General features: G+C 43.6%; 3 protein-coding genes and 1 pseudogene. 1 reads left to right on the top strand and 3 read right to left on the bottom strand.

Annotation, left to right across the window (positions count from 1 at the left end):
- Positions 1–156 precede the first annotated feature (156 nt).
- Both GVO62_RS10205 and GVO62_RS10210 read right to left on the bottom strand, forming a co-directional pair.
- On the bottom strand, positions 157–1,011 hold the full coding sequence (locus GVO62_RS10205; RefSeq protein ID WP_159119058.1) for a DODA-type extradiol aromatic ring-opening family dioxygenase: 855 nt from the start codon (positions 1,009–1,011) through the stop codon (positions 157–159).
- Positions 1,012–1,072: 61 nt separating this feature from the next.
- Positions 1,073–1,471, bottom strand: a pseudogene (locus GVO62_RS10210) (DoxX family protein); the annotation flags it as partial.
- 216 nt (positions 1,472–1,687) lie between these two features.
- Between GVO62_RS10210 and GVO62_RS10215 the strand changes: the two are divergent.
- Positions 1,688–2,593, top strand: a complete 906-nt coding sequence (locus GVO62_RS10215) for a LysR family transcriptional regulator (RefSeq protein WP_159119062.1) — start codon at positions 1,688–1,690, stop codon at positions 2,591–2,593.
- A gap of 29 nt (positions 2,594–2,622) precedes the next feature.
- Here the strand turns inward: GVO62_RS10215 and GVO62_RS10220 are convergent, their stop codons facing one another.
- Positions 2,623–4,089, bottom strand: a complete 1,467-nt coding sequence (locus GVO62_RS10220; RefSeq protein ID WP_159119064.1) for a DUF3360 family protein — start codon at positions 4,087–4,089, stop codon at positions 2,623–2,625.
- Between the last annotated feature and the right edge of the window lie 103 nt (positions 4,090–4,192).

Below are 4,192 nucleotides of genomic sequence, written 5' to 3' on the forward strand. Positions count from 1 at the left end.
GAGCTCTGCCAACTCTCCTCAAGTGCTGAGTATCTTAATGATTTAACCAAGGGTGTAAAGCACTAATTTGAACTTTCACGCTCAAGCGAACAATTGATGAACGATATGTTTAATATTTGACAAACATAAGAAGATTCAAGAAAAAAGACGACACATTCACAGGTTGTTTTGCCACAGGAACATGCTTGCAGGCTTGGTTAGCAAAGTTAGCGATATTGCTTTGTCTGATGCCCTATTGTTTAAACCGTAACACACATGTAACGGTAACAGGTGCTCTTCCCTCGGATGTGCATATAGGGCGTTAGGCCCTTTAAACCACTCTATCAATTTTCCCCTTCGCTCGCTTTCGCTGTAAGCACTAGAATGTATAGTATCTTGTAACCAAGCGTTAAAATTACGTGCTCTTTTTAGCGCAGTGTCGGAGTTATCGAAAAAGCCCTTCATATTGTGAAAAGAAGACCCTGACCCCAACACTAAAATCCGATCCATGGATTGATGAGCTGCCAGTATATCCCTTAACGCTTCACCAAGTGCAACATGCTTTGCAGCGTTTAGGTCTGCTGCAAGCGAAAGCTGAACGACGGGAATGTCTGCATCCGGGTACATAATGCTAAGTGGAATAAACATCCCGTGATCAAAGCCACGAGTTCCATTCCCGCTTGCATTAATTCCCTTTTTATTTAGACCGTCTACGATTGATGTAGCTAGGCTAGGCTCCCCTATCGCGTCATATCTAATTGAATATGCCTCTTCAGGAAACCCGTAATAGTCGTAAATTAACGTTGGACAAGCGTTTGTTGTTACGTTGATTTCACGGCTCTCCCAATGTGCGCTTATCACAACTATTGCATTTGGCTTTGGTATTTCTTCTGAAAGCGCGGTTAGAACGTCAATCATTTCTCTATGGTAATCAGGACGCGCTGCCGCCTCACTTGATTGCATCTCAAGAAGCGGAAGCGGACCTCCGCCATGAGAAATATACGCCGTTGTAATTTGTGTGGAACTCACCATCGATACAGTCCTTATAAACGTGAATATTGGTCAGTTTTAGTAACGCTTATTTTTACTGTATTCACTTTGTCAATTTATCGCTGATGAGCCCATCAACAGAAAACTTGCCACCACCCTGAATAGTTAAAGCAGCTGTAGCTGCTAGCAGTGCAAGCGCAAATTCATAACCGTTATTGCTCATAAATAAGCCGTTCGATGCATGAACGCTCAATATCGCTACCAACATTGTAAATGCACTCACTAATGCTGCAGGACGAGTAAGCGCCCCCAAAATAAGCGCTAGCCCACCAAAGAATTCTGCACTCCCCGCAAGTAGTGCCATTAAAAAGCCCGGGGCTAGACCAATACTTTCCATCCATTGACCTGTGCCCTCAAGACCGTAGCCACCGAACCACGCAAAAAGCTTTTGCGCCCCATGGGCGGTTAGAATAATGCCCACAGGTACACGCAGCACTAGGCTAGAAACACTGTTGTTAGACGTGAAAATATTTGCGATAAATTGATTGTTCATTGTCGTATCCTCGAATATTAAGTATTAGATTTGATCAGCGACCTACTCACTCTTAACCACGTGGCCCGCTAACCCTATGCCGTTAGAATAGTTACCAACAGCTATTGAATAAAGCGGCAAAATATAGAATGATTACCAACAAATTGTTGTTAATCATCAAAAATTATGGATAAGTTATCTCTGCTGAAAACATTCAGCGTTGTTGCGAATGAAGGAAGCTTTACAAGGGCAGCACTTAAGCTCGATACGTCTAATCAGCTGGTAAGTAAATATATCGCTGAGCTTGAAAAACAACTTGATACCCGACTATTTAATCGCACCACGCGAAAAATACATCTTACAGAAGCGGGCCAGCAGTGCTTGCAACATGCAAATCATATTCTTGAAAGCGTTAATGATATGGAGAGTCAGCTCGGACAGTTAAGTTCTGAGGCAAAAGGTTTATTGCACGTGAGTGCACCAGTTTCATTTTCCACGTTACATTTAGCTGGAGCGCTTAGCGCATTTCAGCAGGCACATTCAAACGTTTCTATAAATTTGCAATTAAATGATAGAAAAATTGATGTGATAGATGAGGGGTTCGATGTTGCTTTGCGAGCTGGAAACCTGACTAGCTCATCGCTTATTGCTAAGAAAATCACCTCCATCAAACTCGCGCTATGCGCCTCTCCTGCTTATCTTCAAAAATATGGCACACCACGCCACCCAAAAGATCTTAAACCTGAACACTATCTTGAATATTCTTATGTGAACTATGATAACGAAGCGTCAACGCTCATTGCAGCCCTCAAGGCGAACGCGCAAAAAGTAACGCCAAAGCTAACGGCTAATAATGGTGAGGTACTTACAAATGTTGCAAAGCAAGGAGAAGGCTACGTTTTGCAGCCTACATTCATTGCTGGAGAAGCCTTAAGTAAGGGCGAACTCATATCAATACTCGAAGACTATGTCCCTCAGTCTATTTCTTTGTATGCGGTTTACCCACATCGAAAGCTCATATCAAATAAACTGAGGGTTTTCATAGACTTTCTCTGCGAATATTTTAAAGATACGCCCTATTGGGACCAGTAAAAAGGTTACGCATAATCTTTTCACCATCTTTATTGCCTAAATGCTTCCATTAATGCTGGCACACCAGGGAACATTCCAATTAATGCCATTACGGTACAAAGCACTAAAAACGTAATACCGGGGATCAGCCAACGGCCCGCTTTACCAAGTTCACCAGCTCTATCCTTACAACCGACCAGACCTAAATTGTCTAACAACATAGTGAATGACCAGCCAAACACCGGATTCACCAGAACTGATGAGATAACCACCAGAGCCGCTGACTGGGTTGTCTTACCTTCACGGGTCATTTGCATACCTGCTTCCATTAACGGCAAAAACACACCAACAATTAGCGCAACGCATAGCACTGGCGGCCAAATAGCTAAATCCATGGGATACCCCCACAGTGCTGCGACCACACATAAAAAGCCTGTCACTAACGCGCCACCGGGAATGGGTCTACGTGCAATGGAAGCCGGTATAATATAGGTACCCCACGATGATGAAATATTTCCGCCGCCCAACAAGCTGCCCACAGCCTGACGACTCGAAGCAGCAATCATGGTGTCATCTATATTCATGTGGGCTCGTTCGCTCTTTTTAGGATAACTTAGCTTTTGAAATACTTGGTGACCCAAAAAATCCGGTGACCACATAGACACGGCAAGCACGGCGAAAGGTAACACAGCAATGAAATGCGACCAGTCGGGTAAACCTAATTTCCACCCTGTGTCTTCGCCCCACCAATATGCAGGATTTAAATTAGGGATACCGGGCGACGTGGTAAATTCAAAAGGAGCACCAAAGGAAAAAGCAATAATTGCTGCCATTACCGCACCGAGTGGTATGGCTAACCAACGTTTCTTTATATGCTCTAGCCATGCATACATTAAAATAGTAGCGATAATTACCACAAAGGCTAAATAAGCCATATCGAAGCTTTCTGCCCATGCGAAGAGCTTTTTTACTTGCCCAGTAATACCAATAAAGCCTAGGTACAATAGTAGACCGCCACATACGCCATTACTGGTTAGTTTAGCTAACAGACTTCCGCCTTTGGTTATTCCTAAAATAAAGCCGAATAAGCCTATGAGTAAACCAAGGGCCATTGGATGGCCGCCTGACGCCACGATAAGCGGGACCAGCGGAAGAAGCGGGCCGTGTGTTCCAGCCAAATTAGCAGAAGGGTTTAAAAAACCTGAAATCAAAACGACGAATAAGATTGCAGCAATAAGTAATTCAAAACGTACGTTTTCAATGACAAACTCTGGCGATAGCCCTAAAGGCGCAGCAAATGCACCGACAACCGCTGCAACCATTACGATTTTACCTATGGTTGCGGCCATGCCCGGAACGCAGTCTTCCCACTCAATGCGGTAGTCTCTTCCTGGTAAATTCAAGCGCCATCGCTTAGGCGCTAATATTTGTAGCTCGTGGTCTAAATATTCGTCTCTTGAATTAAATTTGTTACTTGGCTTGTGAAGGTTTTGATAAGAAGAGCTTTCTTGTGACACATAACACCTTTTGATTGCGCGAAGAAAACGCAAGCCTAAACATGTGAATGGGATGTAACAATGCGACTGTGGTCTTATACTAAAGTTTAAATTAATAAAGAGG

It is taken from the genome of Alteromonas sp. KUL150 (assembly GCF_009811475.1).
In the GTDB taxonomy this organism is placed as follows: domain Bacteria; phylum Pseudomonadota; class Gammaproteobacteria; order Enterobacterales; family Alteromonadaceae; genus Alteromonas; species Alteromonas gracilis.

Bases quoted from the DNA above. Each gene is read 5' to 3' on its own strand.
- GVO62_RS10215 (WP_159119062.1), top strand. From the start codon at position 1,688: ATGGATAAGTTATCTCTGCTGAAAACATTCAGCGTTGTTGCGAATGAA.
- GVO62_RS10205 (WP_159119058.1), bottom strand. From the start codon at position 1,011: ATGGTGAGTTCCACACAAATTACAACGGCGTATATTTCTCATGGCGGA.